Here is a 16,730-nt window from a genome sequence, read left to right on the forward strand (position 1 = left end):
CGGCGCTGATCAACCAGATATGTTTAGTTTCACAGGAGCTTCACCATGCTGCGCAAACACCTGCTCACCCTTGGCCTGCTGGCCATCACCGGCCTGGCCCAGGCCGCCGAGACCATCGACGTCTACCGCGACCCCAACTGCGGCTGCTGCAAGGCGTGGATCAAGCACCTGGGCGACAGCGGCTTCACCGTCAACGACCATGTCGAGCCGAACATGAGCGCGGTCAAGCAGCGCCTGGGCGTGGCGCCACGCCTGGCGTCGTGCCACACCGGCGTGATCAACGGCAAGTTCGTCGAAGGCCATGTGCCGGCCGAGCAGGTGCGCCTGCTGGCCAGCCGCGCCGACCTCAAGGGCCTGGCCGTGCCCGGCATGCCCATGGGCTCGCCGGGCATGGAGATGGGTGACCACAAGGACGCCTACCAGGTCATCGGCGTGACCTTGGACGACCGCGACACCGTGGTCGCCAACTACTGATGCTCAGCCTCTGGGCGCTGTTCCTCAGCGCCTTCGGCGCCGCCACCCTGCTGCCACTGCAATCGGAGGCGGTGCTGGTCGGCCTGCTGCTGCGCGACCCGCAAGCCTGGGCCACCCTGCTGCTGGTCGCCACGCTCGGCAATGTGCTGGGGTCCATCGTCAACTGGCTGCTGGGCCGGGCCATCGAGCACCTGCGCGACAAGCGCTGGTTCCCGTTCGGCACCCGCCAGCTGGAGCGCGCCCAGCAGCGTTACCAACGCTGGGGGCAATGGTCGTTGCTGCTGAGCTGGATGCCGGTGATCGGCGACCCACTGACCTTGATCGCTGGGATCATGCGCGAGCCTTTCTGGCGCTTCGTGCTGCTGGTCACCGTGGCCAAGGGCGGGCGCTATCTCGTGGTGACGATGATCACCCTGGGTTGGTTTCACACGGGGTGAGCGGGCGGGAATTCGAAGAGCTGGCTGAAGCCCGAAGCCCCCAGCCAGCGTTGCACTCAAGCCGCGTGGGCGGCTTGCAGGTCACCTAGCAGGCGTGCTGCCATGTCCAGCTTCTTCTGCAGCGTGTCCACGAACGAGTGCGCGGAGTGGGCCTGCAGCAGATTGGGCTCCAGCTTGCGCTGCCCGAAGAGATCGCCGTAGGAGTGGGACTGCCCTATTGCCTGGTGGTCCAGGACCATTGAAGCGATTGCCTTCTCGGCAGCACTGCCATGTTCGGCAAGATGCTCCAGATGCTCAAACGACTCGGAGAGCGGACTGGTCGGCCGCTGCAGCGAATTCATGGTCGCGTAGAAGTCATTGCGCGTTGGCAAAGCGACCTCGTCGTCAATCTTGACAAAGCCGAGCTTGATGGCCTTCAACGACGTTACCGGATCAGGCTGACTGACAGTCGTCGTGTCGTAAACTTCTTCAGGTTTCACACGCTGAGCATCGCTCGCTCCGCCCAAAGTGTCGGCCCTCACCGAAGAGTCATCTTCGCGTGCATCCACCACGACGGCTGGTACCTGCATCCCAGGCTTCTGGGCGAACAACTCAATGAACTCGGCATCAACCTCTTTGACGAACGCCACCATCGCTTCAGGTCCCACCTGCTCGGGGTCCGGAAACTCGGCAAATCGCGAGGCCAGGAACATTACCGCATCGAGCACCCTGGCGGCAGCCTTCGGGTCGCTCTGCATCAGTGCGATATTGTCCGGGAACTGGGCTTCCTTCAAAGAATATCCGCCGACGATATCGACCTCGTTGATGCTCGTCGCAACCTTCAGCGCAGGTACAAGCTCGCCCAACTTGACGACATTCGACAACAGGCAGTTGGCGTTACGCATGATGTTGCTGCCCGTGAGCTGCTCCGTATAGCTGGCCATGAACTGCTCGGTTGGCAGGTTTTCCTGCTTGGCCAGTATTCCGCTTGCCTGCGACCTGATGACATCCGGGAGTCCCTTGGCCATCTGTTCGTTGAGTGAGCGCATCACGTCCGGCGCCGAGGCCGTGGCCTGCGTCCCACCCGCCAGGCCACCGGTGCGAAAGCCGAAGAACGCGGCAATCGTAATGAACAGCCGCATCAGGATGCCATGTTTCTGCGGCTCCTCGTGACGGGCCAAGCGCTGCGCGGACTCGCTGGTCTTGACCTGTGCGCAGTCACTGCGCTCATTGACTGGATTCAGGCTGGCACCAAATACCCAAGCCGTGGAAACCGATTCAATCATTCTGCAAACCTCTATCAAAATACCGGAAGAAAAGACCGCGGCCTCTGTCGATGTTCATGCTGCGCGACGCGCTCATACCATCACGCCCGCGGCCCTGAATCCTTGGTTGTCGTTACGCAGGATCTCCTGGGTGAGCTGGCGAAGCTGGTCGATCACTTTCGCCAGGTCATCGGTGCCGCGCTGGAACAGTTCCTTCTGGTTGTCGGCAACCGTTGCTTCAAGCTCCTGCTCCTTGGCCCACACATCCTGCAGCGACTTGATGGCGAGGGCGATGCCGGTGCCGAATGCAGCCCCGCTTTGTGCCACACCATTGAACGTGTGCAGGGTGGTGTTGCGGGTATCGATGCCGTTCTGCAGATGCTTGACCTCGATACGATTCGAGTCGATCTGTTTTTTCGAGGCCATTGTCACCTCGCCAGACTGACCATATCTGGCGGTATGGTTGGCTTGTTCCAGGCTTTTGATCATGCGCGCATCATCCAGGTTTCGGCTCATGCCGATGGTGCCACTGGCCAACGTGAAAACACTCAACGCACCACTGACAGCCGCCGAGGCGAACAGCGCGTTGCTGGCGGTTCTCATCCAGCCGATCTGTTCCTTGCTGGCCTGCACGCTGACCTCAGCCTGGGTCCTGCGCCCTTGCGCGTTACCGTCGCGCACCTGCATGGCAGCGCGGAGAATGGCCAGCAGGCTCTGAAGATCCTGGCTGCAAGGCATCGCCTGTGGCGCATCCAGGTCGACTTGCCCTGGCCGTGCGCAGATCTTCGCTCTCGCTGCCGGACACGGCATTGCCAGCATCGCCCACAACGGCTGCGCGGCATTGTGTCCCTCGATCAGCGGTGATGGGGAATCCAGGGCGGGCATATGATCGATGTTGGTAATAGACAGATTCATGATTGCTCCTTGATCAAGCGATGACGTTTCGACAGGCGATGTCCGCGCAGGCTTTGTGGCGTGCGCTCAACATTTCCAGCAGTTGCTCGAAGCGTTGCTGCTTCTTTGCGAGTAGTTGTTCAAGTTCCTTGGCCAGTTGCTCGAGATAGCCATGGCCCTGCTCCAGCACCAGGCGCATTTCGGCCAGTTGGGCCTCGCTGCGCAGCGCCAGCCCTTGCATCACCGAACTGGCCGCCTCACCGGCGCCCGACAGCGTGGCGGTCGCCATGCCGGTACCGGTCAAGGTCATCTGCAGCTTGGCCTGGGTGCCCGCGCTGGCAACCGAGGAGCCCCCGCTGGAGGCCACACTCTGGATTTTCTGGCCCACCGACAGGGCAACCTGCGCAGCCTTGCCACTCACCCTGCCGGCCACTTTGGCCGCGACCACTGCAAGGCTGCCGCCACAGGTGAGCACCACCGAGGCAAGGGCCAGGGCGACTTCCACCGCCATCAGCGCAGGCCCGAGGTACTTCATCACTTCTTTGGAGATATGCCCGTCCTCGGCTGTCTGGTTCAACGACATGGACACAACCCCCATGACGCCACCGGCGATCATCAGGGCGCCCGCCACGGCGCCCAGGCCCGTCGCAACCATCACCGTGCCGACCACGATGGACACGATGGCCGCTGCCCAGCCGAAGACCTTGGCAAAAACACTCGCCGTGCCGGCGTCCTGATGGCGCTGCCTCACCTCTGCCATTTTCTGCGCGTTGAGCGCCATCTGCTGGCGGTTCTGCTCGGTCATCTGCCGAACTTGCTGCAGGTTGAGTTCGGTCTGGCGGGCGCCCAACCGGCTCAGCAGTTCAGTGAGGCGGATATCCAGCTCGGCATCGGAAATCTCTCCGGCGAGCTGCCCGAGTATCAACGCTCCGACATCGGGTAGCGTGGCCAATGCCGGCTGCATGAAGCGCCCGGGGTCGACACTTTTATCGAGCAGGCCGTGAAGGTCGCGTCCGGTTGCCAGGGATTCCTGAATCACCGGAGGGTCCAACCTGACATTACGATCAGGCCGGGATGGCGTGGCTACCGAGGCCATACCGGTATCGCCTGGCAAGCGGACGGCCGTGCCCGTCATTGGCGTTTCAATCTCGCTTGCAGCCGCGATCACCCGCGCTTCAGTGACGAAGTGTTCAGTTCGCATGGCTCGCAGCCTCCTTCTGTCGCAATGCCTCAAGTAGCCCCTGTGCCCTGCTCGCCAAACCACCGTGTTCACCGTTCTCTGCCAGCGCCTGCGCGTGTTCGTAGCCGCTGCGGGCCGAAACCAGGTCACCCAGATGCTGTTGGCATTCAGCGGCATGCAAGCAGAAACGTGGGTCGTGCGGTGCAAGCATTGCGCCGTAGGCGTAGGCCGGTAACGCCTCCTGATAACGCTGCAACGCCTGGTAGCAGGCTGCCACCCCGAGAAATGCCCGGGCGTCGTAGTGGTCGAGCGCCGCCAGCCCCTTGAACATCGTCAAGGCATCCTCCAACCGCCCCGCCTGGTAGAAGCCGAATGCCTGGGCATAGAGCGTTTCAAGCTGTGCCGCGCCAATCCCGCGCAACATGGCGAACGTGCCGCCCTCAGCGAAGAAACCTTCGATCGCCTCGGCCTCGATGGCATCGGCGCCTGTCTGTTGTGCTGCAGTCATCAATCACCTCAGTTCTGCATAATCTTCGACAGCATCGAGAACCACGTCTCGACGAACTTCATCATCACCTCGGTGGAGGTGGTGTACCGCGACCCCACGTCATTGAGCAGCGTGGTCTGCTCGGTCACCTTGTCGTTGACGATGCGGGTGCGATCGCTCAAGGCCTGGGAGAAGTTGGCCAGCGGGTTGTTGTCCTTGTGCCAGCTATATTGCGATTCCAGGCCATCCATCGGTCCGCTGACCCTGTGTGGACGACGATCACTGCCGTTGGGCGAAATGCCAGTGGGCGTGTCTGCCAGGAACTGCCGCACCGTCACGGCTGCATTGCCGTACGACGCAAGCAATCGGCGTTCAGGGCTGGTTTCCCAGGCAGCCGCATCCAGGTCGTACAACTTCGGGTCGAAGAGGTTGAAGCCCGGGTCCTGAAGATCGAAGGTGCCCTTGGCTGCCATGACCACGTTGACCTTGGACTGGATCACGCTGAAGATCTTCAGCTCCGCGGTGAGGCTCTTCAGTTGCTCGCTGAGCTCGGTACGCTCGGCTTTCTGCTTGCGCATGCGCAAACCCATCGCCGCCATTACCAGCTCGTCCATGCGTAGCCGTTCGCCCAGGTTCACCAGCTGCACGGGTGCGCCCGGCAACCACGCCGCATAGGCTTCCAGCAACTGGATCAGCGCATCGACAGGCTGGTCGGGCAGCGGATGCGGCAGCAGGCTGTCGAAGTAGGGTCGGCTCTGCGCCAATCGCGCCTGCCCCTCGGGGCCCAGCAAGGTCTCTATGACCTGGCGCCGGTACTCGCGGCTCAAAGGCAGGCCTTGACCATCCGCTGCCGTGATCGTGTTTTGGTCGAGAAACCGCTCCACCCTCTGAATGTCCACCCAGATCGGCGGGGGGGCCACGCGATCGACAGGCGGCAAGGGCGCAGGGCGATTCAATACATCGATAGAACTGCTCATCATCTGCTTCCGATTGGCTGGTTACCCCGTCTCGAGGCGAGCCTGGCCATGACCAGGTCGAGGTACCGACAGATGCAGTCTAATGAGGCGGTGGCGGTCGTTCCGTCAGGCCCGGCCGCGATTTTGTAGTTCAGGGGTACGGTTTCTGACGCCAGAATGGCGTCAGCCAATGCGCCCCAGTGGCTGGATGTTGATCTGCGTGGTGAGTTCCTGAAAGGACAGCACAGGCAAGTCGGAATAAACGCCTTCGACCAACTTGCGCACATAGCGCCGGATGTCCATGGACACCACGAGCACGGGCCTTGCCTGGGCTTCATGCAGGTTGCCCACCGCAGCTTTGACCTGGGCGAGAAAGGCATCGCTCTGCGCAGGTTCCAGGGCCAGGTAGCTGCCGGCGCTGGTCTGGCGGATGCCGTTGCGGATCATCTCCTCGACCGCCGGGTCGAGCAGGTAGGCCGGCAGCAGGTTGTGGCCACTGGCGTACTTGTAGCAGATGTAGCGCTTGAGGCTGCTGCGCACATATTCGGCCAACTGCACCACGTCCTTTTCCTTCTGCCCCCATTCGACCAGGGCCTCGAGGATCGAACGCATGTTGCGGATCGAGATGCCCTCGCCCACCAACCGCTGAAAGACCTCGTTGATTCGCTGCAACGGCAGGATCCGCTGTACCTCCTTGACCAGCTCACCATAGCCCTGCTCCATCTGCTCCAGCAGGTAGCGGGTCTCCTGGATGCCGATGAAATCCCCGGCGTATTCGCACAAGACATGGGACAGGTGCCAGGCAAGTACCTGGTCGACTGCCAGGAAGGCACAGCCGGCACGCTCCAGGCAATCACGCAGGTCCTGCTCCACCCAAAGGCTGGCACGCCCAGGCAACAGCGCTTGGCCCTCTACGTAGGGCACGCCGACAAGCGCCAGCTGAGCTGGCTGCTCTTGAACCAGCAGATACCCAGGCATCAGTTCGCCTCGCGCCACCGGCACTTCCTGCAACAGGATGCGGTACTCCCCAGGGCCAAGCGCGCTGTTGAAACGCAGGCGGATACCAGGGAACGGCACGCCATGGTCCAGGTAGAGCGCCTGGCGGACCCGTGCCAGTTCATCGTTCAACGAGGCGGCCTCCAGGGCGGCTTGCAACTCGCTGTCCACATCGATGAGCAAGGGCACCGTCAGGGCAAAGGCCTGCGGGTCGGCGCCCATCTTCGCCTTGCCTGCGGGTTTCAGCGCTGGCGCGCCGGCACCATTGGCCAGCAACGCCGGCAGACCGCCACTGTGCTGCTGGTCAGCCTCTTCGACACGCCGCTGGCGGAGCGCCCACCAGCCACCGCCCCCGACCATCAACGCGAGAATGAAGAACGTGACTGTCGGGAAGCCCGGGATGAGACCGAACAACCCCAGCAAGGCGCCACCGATCAGCAGCGCCTTGGGCTGCGCCATGACCTGGCTGCCGATATTCGCCCCCAGGTCATGGGCGCCTTGACCGTCACGGGTGACGATGATTCCCGCCGTGATGGCGATCAACAACGCCGGCACCTGGCTGACCATACCGTCACCGACGGTGAGTACCGCGTAGAGCTGCAGCGCGTCACCCGCGCTCATGCCCTTCTGCATCACGCCGATGGCCAGCCCTGCCAGCAGGTTGACGATGATGATCAGCAACCCGGCGATAGCGTCGCCCTTGACGAACTTCATCGCGCCATCCATGGCACCGAACATCTGGCTGGCCTTCTCCACCTCGCCGCGGCGCTCACGGGCTTCGTTGACGTCGATGACGCCGGCGCGCAGGTCGCCGTCGATGCTCATCTGCTTGCCCGGCATGGCGTCGAGGGAAAACCGCGCGCTGACTTCCGCCACCCGCTCGGCGCCCTTGGTGATGACCAGGAACTGCACGATGGTGATGATCAGGAACAGGATGCAGCCCACCACCAGGTTGCCGCCCACCACGAAGTCGCCGAAGGTCTGCACGATCTGCCCGGCATCGGCCTCCAGCAGGATCATCCGCGTGGTACTGATCGACAGCGCCAGGCGGAACAGCGTGGTGACCAGCAGCACCGAGGGGAACACCGAGAAATGCAGCGGCGAGACCACGTACACCGACATCATCAGCAGCACTACGGCGATGGTGATGTTCAGGGCGATCAGCAAGTCCAGCAGCAGGGGCGGCAGCGGCAGGATCATCATGAACACCACCGCCAGCAACATCACGGCCAGCATCAGGTCCTTGCGTGCGCCGATCTGGCCAAGTATTCGGGGCAGCTGATTCATGGGCATGCCTTGCGCCGCTGGTACTCGGCATAGGTGGCCTGGGCCTGCTCCAATCGGCCGGCCATTTGCTGTGCCTGGCTCAGGCACAGCCACAAGGGCGGCTGCAGCTCGCCCGCGTCACGCAGCGCCAGGCACTGACGTTCGGCCCCCGCCCAATCGCCCAGCTCCAGCGCCACCACCACTGCGGCTCGACACCCGGCGCGATGCTGGGGATCGGCGCGCAACAGCACCTCCAGCAACACCCGCGCCCGTTCGGGCCAACCGCATTGCAGATGCAACCAGGCCAACAACTGCAAGACATCCTGCTGTTCGTTCGACAATTTCATGTATTCACACCTTGAGCAGGACGTTAACGCAGCACTCCAGCGTACGGCGGTCGGCCAGTAGCGCTTGCACCAGTGCCGCCGCCTCTGGGCACCCGGGGGCCTGCGAGGCAAGCAGCTGTTCCACCAGCGAGCCCAGTGCTCGGGTGAAATGCTGCGGGTTGTAAAGGCTACGCAGTTCATGTTCGGGCCTGGCGTACGCCAGACGCAGGCGTGCCGCCTGATGCTGCGGGTACAGCTCACGCAAGTGCGCCTGCAACGGCTGCCCCGGCATAGGCAGAGCGTCGCATTCTGGCTGGGCAAGCGCCGCGTCGGCTGGCGCCCACGGCAGCGAGAAATCATGGGCCTGCCCGGCCAGCTCGATAACGCTCATGCTGCCAACACCTCGGTGCGTACCCGCGTCAGCAAGCGATAGGCCCGATGCAAGGCCTGCTCGGTCAAACCGTGTTCGTCGAGGCCTGCCAGCAGCACCAGATGATCGTTGGCAAGCAGACCACAGCGCAGCAGGCAACCACAGGCCTGGTGTTCGTACACCTGCCTGAGCGCACACCGCATGGCGCGCTCGAACATCGCCCCGTGCACGGAAAAATCCAGCCACAGCGTCAACTGCCCTGCTAGCCGTTCGAGCTGCAAAACGCCTGCACCTGGCAACTCCAGGCGCAGCAAAGGTTCCTGCGGTTGCGCTGGCGCCACACCCAAGTCGCGACAGAACTGGGCCACGGCTGCCGTGCAAAAGCCCATGCTCATGCCTCCCGCGCGCCGCACAGCATCGCCTCCTCATCGTCGACGGCCTGGTCCATGGCCAACTGCCAGACTGCCAACAGATGCTCGCGTTGCGCCTCGTCACTGAATACTTGCACGGGCAGCAGACGGAAGATCCGCTGTAACTCCCGCAGGCACTGGATACGTTGCACCTGCGGGCCAAGCGGCAACGCCGCGAGCAGGCGCTGGATGTCCTGCACCGTTGCCCAGCGTTTGTCGATCAACGCCAGCAAGTCGCTGACCAGGTCAGAAGGTCCGTACGCCACTGGGCTCTCCGGCAAGCTGGCGGAACAGCGCGACAGTGTCGCCTTCCAGTTTCTTGAGCGCCTGCACCAGCTTCATGTCGCTGATGACCTGTTGCAGCCGGTTACTGTCCAGGCTCGAGGACGGCCCATTGATATGGCTGGCCAGGCCGTTGAGCATGAACTGCGCGATGTCGTCGATGGCGGCATCGCCAAAGCGCGCACGCAGCTCATCCCAGGCATGCCTGAGCCCGCGATAGTCGCACAGGAAATCGCAGTACACGCCGCGCAACGCCACCACTTCGGCCACCCCCTGCGCCTGCGTTGCCTGGGCCAGCGGACCGATCTCGATGCCCAGCTCGATCGCCTGGCCATGGGTCTGCGTCAAGGCTGCCATGGCCTGGTCCAGCTGGCCGGCCAAGCCATGCGCATCGACCGTCGTGCCCAACGCGTCGCGGGCATAGGCCAACGCCAGGTAGCGATGACAGGCCTCAGCAGAAAATCCATCCAGGCGGGCCTGCAGCTCACCCGGAGTCAGCTGAGGGTGCTGGCGCAACCAGGCCACCAGCTCATCCAGTGATCGACGCTGCACATCCGGCACCTTGGCCAGCATGGCCTCGGCCTCCTGGCCCGCGCGCAAACCCAGCTGGCGCGCATCGGTGACGCGGCTGCGGGTACTGAGCCGCGCGTTGGCCAGTGACGAGAACGCCATGGACACCTCCTCCGCCATGCTGGCCTGCTGCGCCATCGGCGCCACCTGCCGCGCTTGCAGGACCGACTGCCCCTGCGCCTCCCAACCGGGCAGCATGGCCAGTCCCGGTTCACTGCGTAAAAAGCCGACGCCTTCGCTCATCCCCACCTCGTCGTCGCATCAAAGAATGAGCGCCATGCTAGAGGTAAGCCCTGTGCCCCTCTGTTGCCACTGGCCGCTTCTTTTTAGCCTTTCGCCAGGCGCGACAGCGTCCGACCGAAAACTAAAAACATGCGCCTCACAGTGAAATCCGCTGCGCGGCAGGCTACCTAGAATGGCGCCCATCATTCGCGCTGCAACCTTTCCCATGCCGCCATCGCTGCTCCAGACTCCCCAGGCCCTGCTGGCCGCCGTGAACAACGCCACACTGGTGCAAGCCAACGGCAAGGTCACCCAGGTCACCGGCACCTTGATCCGTGCACTGGCGCCCGGCGTGCAGGTCGGCGAACTGTGCCGGCTGCGCAGGCCGGGCGGCCTGCCTGAACTGTTGGCCGAAGTCATCGGCCTGCAGCAGGACCAGGCGCTGCTCGCTCCGCTGGGCGACATGCAGGGGCTGTGCACGCGCACCGAGGTATGCCCCACCGGCGGCATGCACCGCGTGGGTGTAGGCGAGCATTTGCTGGGGACGGTGCTGGATGGCCTGGGCAACCCGCTCGACGGCAGCCCGCCGGCTTCACCACAAGCCTGGTACCCCGTGCATAGGGACGCGCCATCGCCACTGAGCCGCAAGCTGGTCGATACCCCGTTGAGCCTGGGTGTGCGCTGTATCGATGGCCTGCTCACCTGTGCCGAAGGGCAACGCACAGGCATCTTCGCCCCCGCCGGTGGCGGCAAGAGCACCCTGCTGGCCACGCTGCTGCGCAACGCCGAGGCAGACGTGATCGTGCTCGCCCTGATCGGCGAGCGCGGTCGCGAGGTACGTGAATTCATTCACCACGAACTCGGCGAGCACGGCCTGCGGCGTGCGGTGCTGGTGGTCGCGACCTCCGACCGCCCGGCCATGGAGCGCGCCCGGGCGGCCTTCGTCGCCACCAGCGTCGCCGAATATTTCCGCGACCAGGGCAACAAGGTCCTGTTGCTGATGGATTCCCTGACCCGCTTCGCCCGGGCCCAGCGGGAGATCGGCCTGGCCGCGGGCGAACCGCCGACCCGGCGCGGCTTTCCGCCTTCGGTGTTCGCCCAGTTGCCGCGCCTGCTGGAACGCGCCGGGCAATCGGCCAAGGGCTCGATCACCGCACTCTACACGGTGCTGGTGGAAGGCGATGACCTGAACGAACCGATCGCCGAGGAAACCCGCTCGATCCTCGATGGCCATATCGTCCTGTCACAGGCCCTGGCAGCCGCCAACCACTACCCGGCCATCGACGTGCTGCGCTCGGTCAGCCGGGTCATGCACCAGGTCGTCAGCCCGGAACACCGTGCCGCCGCCGGACTACTGCGCGAATGGATGGCCCGGTATGAGGAAGTCGAACTGCTGCTCAGGATCGGTGAGTACACGCAGGGCCAGGATCCACTCGCGGACCAGGCCATCGGCAAACGCGAAGCCATCCGCGCCTGGCTGTGCCAGCCCCCCAACGAAAACGTCTCGCTGCGGCAGAGCCTCGACCAACTACTGGAGATCACCCGGTGCCCCTGACCGCCCTTGCGAAAATCAAGCAACGCAGACTTCAGCGGGCCGAGCGTGAAGCGCGAAGCCAGCTGGCCCTTCTACAGGCGACAGAGCAAGCCGAGGCACAGGCCGTCGCTGCGCACCTGGCGTTTTGCCGCGGGTCCCGCGAAGAACAACAACGCCTGTTCGCCGCGCATGTCGGCCAGTTGACCGACTGTCGTGCCTTGGAGCACTGGCGCCGGCAGGTCGGCCTGCTCGGTGAGCGCGAAGCGAGCCTGCATGGGCAAGTCGTTGCCTGCAAGGCTGCACTGGCGCGCCAGTACACGGCACATCAGCAGGCCCAAGCGCAGCTCGCCCAGACCCGAAAAAAAAGGGACAGTTTCGTCCAACTGCGGGACCAGGCACACCTGCGTGCCACTCGATTGGCGGAGCGCAGGCAGGAGTTCGAGTTGGAGAAGCACTGTTTACACGGTGGCTTGCAACCATGAAGACCCTGCCTGTGCCTGCCTTACTCCCCCCCTCGACTGACACGCCTCGCTCGCCTCCCCGGAACAGCCAGCGGCTGTTGTTCGAACAGCTGCTGCTACCCCCGCCAGACAGGCAGGGCATCCCTCGGGAGCCTGACCATCTGGGCCTTGGCTACCCATTGGTGCCCGCCCTGGCCCGGGCAGACCACTACCCACCTGTGCTCGAACCACCCGCACTAACCGAGGACTCGGTCAGTCATCTGTTCACCTCGACGAAGCCCGAGGAGACCGAGACGCACCAGCCGACCGGCCCAAGTTTGCCCGAGGCCAGGCATCAAGATGTTCGCGAGCACACCGACAGCCTGCCGGGTCGTCTGCAACCCCATGAAAGCGCCATGCCGGCCCCGGTTCATGCCATGACCTGTGAACGTGCAGTGGTTGAGAGGGTACTGTCCTGCCCAGGCGTATCACCCACCCAAGATCTGCAGGCACTGGTGGATCGTCTGCAGCTGCAAGTGCTCGGTTGCAAAGCCGACAACCGCGAACTGACCCTGCTGCGTGCTCGGCTGCCGCAGTTGGGCCCTGTCGAGGTGCAGATGCGCCATGTCGGCTCAGGCTTGCAGGTAGAGGTCCAGGCCGCGCCAGCGAGTCTGCGACAGTTGCAGGTGGCCTGCGCGGACCTGCTTGATCGTCTGCAACGGCTGGATCCTGCGCAGCAGGTCAGCCTCGGTTTTGCCGCCAATGGCGGCGGTGAGCAGGGCTCACGCAACCGGCGCCACGTGCTCGACGAGTGGTGGCCCGAACCATGAACCCTGCGAATTTCCCATCCGCTGCCCAACAGGAGCTGCACCTGCAGCGACTGCTGAGCCATCGCCAACGCAACTATGGCGACGCAGAGCGCCAGGCCTTGCTGAACATCGCCGCTTGCGAGGGCGACCCCGACCTGGCCGTGCTGGTCGATTGGCAGGGCGTGCCGGTGCGCCTGCTTTGCCGGCGGCAGCATCTGGCGCAATGGCTGGCGCCGCATTTGCAGGAAGCCGACTTCGCCAGCCTGCCGGCGCCAGTGCAACTGGCGTTGCTGCAACGGGACAGCCCTTGGCTTCCTGGCCTGCAATGCCTGGGTATAGAACCGGCAGGTGTCTGCCGGGGCACGCCCTGCCTGCAAGTATCGCTGAAGCATGCCGCCAGCACGCTGACCTGCTGGCTGCAGGGCGATTCTGAGCGCCTGCTGGCCACCTTGCCGAGACGCCCAATGCGCGAACGTCTGAACATCGCGCTGAACCTCTCGTTGCAATGGCGCCCCCTCGAACTGTCGCTGCACGAGCTGCGTGGCCTCGGTACCGGCGACATCCTGCTGCTACCCGCCGCCGCGCCAGTATCACCCCGGTTGCTCGGCGTGCTCGACGGCCACCCCTGGGCAGAACTGCTGCTCGACGACACACATCTGGAGCTAGTCCGCATGCACGATTCGTTACCGCTGCCCGATACCGCACTGGGGGAACTGGAGCAATTGCCCATTGCGGTCAGTTTCGAAGTCGGTCGCCAGACCCTGGACCTGCACACACTGTCGACCCTGGGGCCAGGCGCCCTGATCGAGCTGCACAGCCCGCTGGCGGCCGAGGTGCGCATTCTTGCCAATCAGCGCTGTATCGGCAGCGGCCTGCTGGTGCGCATCGACGGTCGTCTCGGGGTGCGTGTGACCCGGCTGCTGGAAAACGACCCGACATGATCCAGCTGCCGGACGAACTGAGCCTGATCCTTGGCCTGGCGCTGCTGTCGCTGGCCCCTTTCATCGCAGTCATGGCTACCTCGTTCCTGAAGATGACCGTGGTCTTCTCGCTACTGCGCAACGCCCTGGGTGTGCAGCAGATCCCACCCAACATGGCCTTGTATGGCCTGGCGATCATCCTCAGTATCTACGTCATGGCGCCGGTAGGCATGGCCACCTACGACTACCTGAATGCCCATGAGACGGCCCTCGGTGACGCACCCTCGATCGAACGTTTTCTCGACGAGGGCCTGGCACCGTTTCGCGCGTTTCTCGACAAGCATGTCAATGAACGCGAACGCGCCTTCTTTCTCGACAGCACCCGCCAGTTGTGGCCCAGCCGCTACGCCGAACAGGTCGATGGCAACAGCCTGCTGGTCCTGCTGCCCGCGTTCACCATCAGCGAATTGACCCGGGCCTTCGAGATCGGCTTCCTGATCTACCTGCCGTTCATCGCCATCGACCTGATCATTTCCAACATCCTGCTGGCCATGGGCATGATGATGGTCTCGCCAGTGACCATCTCGCTGCCGTTCAAACTGCTGCTGTTCGTCCTGCTCGATGGCTGGGGGCGCCTCTCCCACGGCTTGGTGCTGAGCTACGGGGGCTGAGATGAGCAGTACCGAAGTCCTGCACTTCGCCAGCCAGGCGCTGTGGCTGATATTGATCCTGTCCCTGCCGACAGTGCTGATGGCCGCGCTGGTGGGCACCCTGGTGTCGCTGGTCCAGGCGCTGACCCAGGTGCAGGAACAGACCCTGGGCTTCGTCGCCAAGCTGGTCGCGGTGGTCGTTACCCTGTTCGTCACGGCCGACTGGATGGGCAGCGAGCTCTACCGCTACACCGACCTTGTGCTCGAGCGGATCCTGTGGGTGCGATGACTGCCCAGGCCCTAGAACAGGCCCTGCTGAACTTCAGCCTGATCCTGCCCAGGCTGTTCAGCTGCTTCATCGTGCTGCCGATCCTCGGCAAGCAGGTACTGGGCGGCGCATTGGTACGCAATGGCGTGGCATGCTCATTGGCACTATTCATCTACCCCAGCGTGGCGGGCACGCTGCCGCCAGGCCTGGATGGGCTGCAACTGGGGCTTCTCATCGGCAAGGAAGTGCTGCTCGGCTTACTGCTCGGTTTCATCGTGTGCATCCCGTTCTGGGCGCTGGAGGCCTGCGGCTTTCTCATCGACAACCAGCGCGGCGCGACCCTGGCGTCCACCCTCAACCCGTTGCTGGGCAGCCAGACCAGCCCCACCGGAGCACTGCTGCTGCAGACCCTGGTCACTCTGTTCTTCACTGGCGGCGCCTTCCTGGGACTGCTCGGCGCATTGCTGGGCAGCTACGCCAGCTGGCCGGTGGCAAGCTATTACCCACAGATCAGCGGACAGTGGAACGCGTTCTTCCTGGCCCAGTTCGGCTACCTGATGACCCTGTGCATGCTATTCGCCGCCCCCTTGCTGATCGCCATGTTCCTCGCCGAGTTCGGCCTGGCGCTGGTCAGCCGCTTCGCTCCGTCGCTGAATGTGTTCATCCTGTCCATGCCAATCAAGAGCCTGGTCTGCAGCGCATTGCTGGTGCCTTACCTGTACCTGCTGATGGAGCAGGCCCAGGATCAGCTGTTCAGCGCGCTGCACGCGGTGCGCCTGCTCGGTCCCTTGCTGGAGCAGCCATGAGCACGGAGAAGACCGAACATCCCACTCGGGCCAAATTGCGCGATGCACGGCATAACGGCCAGGTGGTCAAGAGCAAGGAACTGGTATCCAGCATGCTGATCCTGAGCCTGGCCGTGCTGCCCCTGGGCTTTCCCAACTACTTCCTCGGCCACCTGCAAGCGCTGATGCTGCTACCCGATCCCCTGCTCCACCTGCCTTTTAGCCAGGCATTGGAGCTGATGCTGCAGCAGTTGCTGCACGAACTGCTGTGGCTCACCCTGCCGTTCCTGCTGACCACGTTGATTGCCGCCAGCGCGGGCAATCTGCTGCAGACCGGCTGGGTGTTCAGCACGCAATCGCTCTCACCCGACCTCAAGAAGGTCAGCCCGGTGGAGGGGATGAAACGAATCTTCTCGGTCAGGAACCTGCTCGACTTTTTCAAGTCTTTGCTCAAGGTGCTGTTGCTCGGCGCACTGGTGCTCGGCCTGCTCAGCGACAACCTGCACGCGTTGCTGAGGGTCCCACTGTGCGGCATCGGCTGCATCCTGCCTGTGCTGGGTAGCCTGCTGGGCCAACTGATCGGCGTCTGTGCCATTGGCCTCATGGCGATTTCAGCGGCCGACTACGGCCTGGAGCGCAGGCAGCATCACCGGCAGTTGCGCATGAGCAAGGATGAGGTCAAGCGTGAGCACAAGGAGATGGAAGGCGCGCCGGAGCTCAAGCGCGAGCGCCGCAAACGCCACCGTGAACTGCAGCAGGGGACGTTGCGTGCGGACGTCAGGCGTTCATCGGTCATCGTCACCAACCCGACCCACATCGCCGTGGGCCTGCGCTACAAGGCCGGGGAAACCCCGTTGCCGCTGGTCACCCTGAAGTACACCGACGAGCAGGCCCTGCGGGTGCGCCGGATCGCCGAGGAAGAAGGCGTGCCGGTGCTGGAACGCATCCCCCTGGCGCGGGCGCTGTTCGCGGACAGCCTGGAGGAGCAATACATCCCCGGCGAGCTGATCCAGCCGGTCGCCGAGGTGATCCGCTGGTTGCAGGCGCAAGAGCAGGCGCCGCCGGTCTGAGCAGGATTTGCCCGTTCCTGCAGGCTTTGGGGGCAGGTGCTATACCAAGATCCCACGCTGCGGCAATGGCCGGCGCACGGGCAAGATGTCCTCCCGCACAGACGGTCGAGCAGGCTGACGAAGCTGCGCCCAGAATACCT

The 16,730-nt window shown here is 63.8% G+C and carries 21 protein-coding genes; 10 read left to right on the forward strand and 11 right to left on the reverse strand.

Features of this window, described 5'->3' with window-relative positions; genetic code table 11:
* Positions 1-45 precede the first annotated feature (45 nt).
* Together ACZ9C1_RS09080 and ACZ9C1_RS09085 are read left to right on the forward strand one after the other, a co-directional pair.
* Positions 46-474 (forward strand): DUF411 domain-containing protein, encoded by a 429-nt coding sequence (locus tag ACZ9C1_RS09080; RefSeq protein ID WP_139670011.1) that lies wholly within the window; start codon positions 46-48, stop codon positions 472-474.
* Positions 474-911, forward strand: coding sequence for a YqaA family protein (locus ACZ9C1_RS09085; protein WP_277504920.1), 438 nt, complete (start codon positions 474-476; stop codon positions 909-911). The genes ACZ9C1_RS09080 and ACZ9C1_RS09085 overlap by 1 nt, the downstream gene beginning before the upstream one ends.
* A 56-nt stretch (positions 912-967) precedes the next feature.
* On the opposite strand, the gene ACZ9C1_RS09090 is transcribed toward ACZ9C1_RS09085, so the two are convergent.
* From ACZ9C1_RS09090 to sctW, 11 genes are all read right to left on the reverse strand, one after another.
* Positions 968-2,176: a hypothetical protein gene (locus ACZ9C1_RS09090; protein WP_277504922.1), complete on the reverse strand. Its 1,209-nt coding sequence runs from the start codon at positions 2,174-2,176 to the stop codon at positions 968-970.
* Positions 2,177-2,248: 72 nt separating this feature from the next.
* On the reverse strand, positions 2,249-3,040 hold the full coding sequence (locus ACZ9C1_RS09095) for a hypothetical protein (protein WP_476253893.1): 792 nt from the start codon (positions 3,038-3,040) through the stop codon (positions 2,249-2,251).
* Between the two features lie 43 nt (positions 3,041-3,083).
* Entirely contained in the window at positions 3,084-4,088 is a 1,005-nt protein-coding gene (gene sctE / locus ACZ9C1_RS09100) for a type III secretion system translocon subunit SseC family protein (protein ID WP_476253894.1), read from the reverse strand.
* Between the two features lie 151 nt (positions 4,089-4,239).
* Positions 4,240-4,737, reverse strand: coding sequence for a SycD/LcrH family type III secretion system chaperone (locus ACZ9C1_RS09105; protein WP_277504925.1), 498 nt, complete (start codon positions 4,735-4,737; stop codon positions 4,240-4,242).
* Positions 4,738-4,745: 8 nt separating this feature from the next.
* Complete coding sequence (locus tag ACZ9C1_RS09110) at positions 4,746-5,543, reverse strand: virulence-associated V antigen (protein WP_457377790.1); 798 nt, start codon at positions 5,541-5,543, stop codon at positions 4,746-4,748.
* A gap of 312 nt (positions 5,544-5,855) precedes the next feature.
* Positions 5,856-7,955, reverse strand: a complete 2,100-nt coding sequence (sctV, locus tag ACZ9C1_RS09115) for a type III secretion system export apparatus subunit SctV (protein WP_476253895.1) — start codon at positions 7,953-7,955, stop codon at positions 5,856-5,858.
* Positions 7,952-8,281, reverse strand: a complete 330-nt coding sequence (gene sctY / locus ACZ9C1_RS09120; protein WP_102684891.1) for a type III secretion apparatus assembly chaperone SctY — start codon at positions 8,279-8,281, stop codon at positions 7,952-7,954. Before sctY ends, sctV begins: the two co-directional genes overlap by 4 nt.
* A 4-nt stretch (positions 8,282-8,285) precedes the next feature.
* The gene (gene sctX, locus ACZ9C1_RS09125; protein ID WP_277504930.1) at positions 8,286-8,651 is read right to left on the reverse strand and encodes a type III secretion apparatus assembly protein SctX; all 366 of its coding nucleotides are present in this window, start codon (positions 8,649-8,651) and stop codon (positions 8,286-8,288) included.
* Positions 8,648-9,019: a type III secretion system chaperone family protein gene (locus ACZ9C1_RS09130; protein ID WP_198753951.1), complete on the reverse strand. Its 372-nt coding sequence runs from the start codon at positions 9,017-9,019 to the stop codon at positions 8,648-8,650. Before ACZ9C1_RS09130 ends, sctX begins: the two co-directional genes overlap by 4 nt.
* A gap of 2 nt (positions 9,020-9,021) precedes the next feature.
* Positions 9,022-9,306, reverse strand: coding sequence for a TyeA family type III secretion system gatekeeper subunit (locus tag ACZ9C1_RS09135; RefSeq protein ID WP_102684889.1), 285 nt, complete (start codon positions 9,304-9,306; stop codon positions 9,022-9,024).
* A complete protein-coding gene (gene sctW / locus ACZ9C1_RS09140; protein WP_198753950.1) occupies positions 9,287-10,135 on the reverse strand; it encodes a type III secretion system gatekeeper subunit SctW in 849 nt (282 codons plus the stop codon). The genes ACZ9C1_RS09135 and sctW overlap by 20 nt, the downstream gene beginning before the upstream one ends.
* Before the next feature lie 205 nt (positions 10,136-10,340).
* Here sctW and sctN point away from each other — a divergent pair, with 205 nt between their 5' ends.
* From sctN to sctU, 8 genes are all read left to right on the forward strand, one after another.
* On the forward strand, positions 10,341-11,669 hold the full coding sequence (gene sctN, locus ACZ9C1_RS09145; protein ID WP_277504934.1) for a type III secretion system ATPase SctN: 1,329 nt from the start codon (positions 10,341-10,343) through the stop codon (positions 11,667-11,669).
* Complete coding sequence (gene sctO, locus ACZ9C1_RS09150; RefSeq protein ID WP_476253896.1) at positions 11,660-12,130, forward strand: type III secretion system stalk subunit SctO; 471 nt, start codon at positions 11,660-11,662, stop codon at positions 12,128-12,130. Before sctN ends, sctO begins: the two co-directional genes overlap by 10 nt.
* A gap of 77 nt (positions 12,131-12,207) precedes the next feature.
* Positions 12,208-12,918, forward strand: coding sequence for a type III secretion system needle length determinant (locus ACZ9C1_RS09155; protein ID WP_277504937.1), 711 nt, complete (start codon positions 12,208-12,210; stop codon positions 12,916-12,918).
* Positions 12,915-13,838, forward strand: coding sequence for a type III secretion system cytoplasmic ring protein SctQ (sctQ, locus tag ACZ9C1_RS09160; protein ID WP_277504939.1), 924 nt, complete (start codon positions 12,915-12,917; stop codon positions 13,836-13,838). The genes ACZ9C1_RS09155 and sctQ overlap by 4 nt, the downstream gene beginning before the upstream one ends.
* A complete protein-coding gene (sctR, locus tag ACZ9C1_RS09165) occupies positions 13,835-14,488 on the forward strand; it encodes a type III secretion system export apparatus subunit SctR (protein ID WP_277504940.1) in 654 nt (217 codons plus the stop codon). Before sctQ ends, sctR begins: the two co-directional genes overlap by 4 nt.
* 1 nt (position 14,489) lies before the next feature.
* The gene (gene sctS, locus ACZ9C1_RS09170) at positions 14,490-14,756 is read left to right on the forward strand and encodes a type III secretion system export apparatus subunit SctS (RefSeq protein WP_102684882.1); all 267 of its coding nucleotides are present in this window, start codon (positions 14,490-14,492) and stop codon (positions 14,754-14,756) included.
* Complete coding sequence (sctT, locus tag ACZ9C1_RS09175; RefSeq protein WP_139669981.1) at positions 14,753-15,541, forward strand: type III secretion system export apparatus subunit SctT; 789 nt, start codon at positions 14,753-14,755, stop codon at positions 15,539-15,541. The genes sctS and sctT overlap by 4 nt, the downstream gene beginning before the upstream one ends.
* Positions 15,538-16,590: a type III secretion system export apparatus subunit SctU gene (gene sctU, locus ACZ9C1_RS09180; RefSeq protein ID WP_139669979.1), complete on the forward strand. Its 1,053-nt coding sequence runs from the start codon at positions 15,538-15,540 to the stop codon at positions 16,588-16,590. Before sctT ends, sctU begins: the two co-directional genes overlap by 4 nt.
* The last annotated feature ends 140 nt before the right edge of the window (positions 16,591-16,730 follow it).

The sequence above is a fragment of the Pseudomonas sp. TE21435 genome (assembly GCF_056279265.1).